Below are 2,029 nucleotides of genomic sequence, written 5' to 3'. Positions count from 1 at the left end.
TTGTGTCACCGCTATCCTTGATGCCATTGGTACCTCCCTTGTCGAGGAAGGCCGTCAACGTCAGCTTCACACCGCCCTCGGTATCGCTGATGCTCGCCCGGCTGCTGTAGTCAGCGAAATCGAACTTCGCAGTCCCGCTCGCGCCAGGCACCGTCTCGGTATACGACGTCACCGGATCCAGCGTCCCGGTCATGTGCACGGCATAAGTGCCGTCCGCCGCCGAGCCGGAAACCTCGAACACCGAATGCCACGCGCCACCCGACTGATACCCGGCGGACAGCGTGCCGTCCGGATTGGCCTTGTAGCTCAATTCGTGTCCACCCGAAGTCAGGGTGATCGACTGCGGCACGCCATCCACCAGGATGCTGGCCGTCACGGGCGAACCGTTCAGGCCGGCCTTGTCGGCGCCGGTGATGGCGATCGTGGCGCCGGACGCATCCTTGCCCACGTCGATGCCGGTGTCCGCAATGGTCACCAGGCCAGCCTCGTTGGCCAGCACGGTGCTGTCCGCCACATGATCGATCGTCGGCACGCTCGGGATGTTCTTGTAGCCGCTCAGGTCGATCGTGATGTGCCCGACCTGGGTATCGCCATCGGCGTCCGTCACGGTGTAGTTGTAGGTCAGGGTCTTGTCGCCGATCTGGAAGTTGTCCCGCGCGGCCCGGCTCATCTCGAACACGTAATGCCCATCGGCGCCCACCGTCAGGGTGCCGTATTGATTCGTGATGACCGTCGCGCCGCCGGTCCCCGCGACCCCATTTTCCCAGGTCACCGACCCGGCGCCATCGGCGCCATACTGCCACGTCGTGATATCGGAGTGCTGGTCGAACAGGTCACCCTCGACCCGCGGCAGCGCATCCGTGGAAGAAATCGTGGCATACAGGTCGAACGAATTCGCCTGGTTCTCCTTCGTATGGATCGACGAAACCAGATTCCCGTTCGCATCCAGGAAGCCCTTGATGTCCAGCACATAGGTCCGATCGCCTACCGTGAACGTCTGTGTCGCCGTCGAATTGGCGATCGTCACGATATCGTCGTCGCGCGAATCCCCGTAATCGTTCGGCGTCTCCGTATGGCTGAGCTTGATCGTGTGCTGGACGACGTGCTCGACGCCATCGATCGTCACATGGATGGAGACCTGAAGATCGACCGAGGTCAGCGAATTCCCCGAAACCGGGAAATTATTGTGGGTGAACGTCCCCAGCTTGAAGGTCGTGTCCAGAAGATTGGAATCCGCTCCACGAAGGCCCTCGTTGTCCACGAAGGCATAGCCGGAACCCTGGGTCTTGTCGCCCCAGACGATCCGATCGATGCCAGGATCGCTATCGTTATTGATCGTCTGGGTCAGGGAACCATTGTTCTCGAGTTTCCAGTTCGCAAAGCCGGATTCCAGGCCACCGACACTGATGACACTGACCGGAATACCCAGGTCGCTGTCGGCATTGGGATTGTTGGCCGGGCTGTCGTCCTCGACATTGACAGTCAAGGTGGACGTTCCCGTGGCCCCATGGGAATCCTTGACCTGGACGCCGACATCAAAGGACTTCACATCCTCGGAGGTCGTATCCGCATGCTTGATCGGCTTGAGCAGATTGACGTGATACTCCCCACCATTGTCGATGGTGATCGTCATCACGGTCGAGCCGCCCGCCGTCCCCGTCAGGGTATGGCCATTGTCCGTCAACGCCCAGTGCACCGACTGACCACCGGACATGAAGGTGCCATCGGCCGGCTTCACCAGGCTGACGGAGAACCCGGACGTATCGTCCGCATCGGCAATGGTCAGGGTGCCCGTCGCCGTCGTGGCATTGGAATAATCTCCAGGATTGCCCACGCCATCCTGAATGCCGTGAACGAAACCTTCTTCGGAGACCGTCGCCACGCCGTTGGTGATCGTGGGAGTAGCATTTATTTCATTCACCACGACAGACAGCGTCTTGGAGGCGATGTCCCCATCAGCATCCTTCACGGCAAATACAAAATTGTCCGTTCCGCCCACATGCGGCTTGGCCGTGTACACGTAGCTGCC

At 60.4% G+C, this 2,029-nt stretch carries 1 protein-coding gene; it reads right to left on the bottom strand.

What is annotated here, in order from left to right:
• On the bottom strand, positions 1–2,029 hold a 2,029-nt coding region (locus ACFO27_RS12050; protein WP_376817540.1), incomplete at both ends, for a choice-of-anchor K domain-containing protein.

It is taken from the genome of Castellaniella denitrificans (assembly GCF_042653765.1).
Classification (GTDB): domain Bacteria; phylum Pseudomonadota; class Gammaproteobacteria; order Burkholderiales; family Burkholderiaceae_B; genus Castellaniella; species Castellaniella denitrificans.
The sequence above is the reverse complement of the archived record's forward strand: the minus strand, read 5'-3'. Positions and strand labels throughout refer to the sequence as shown.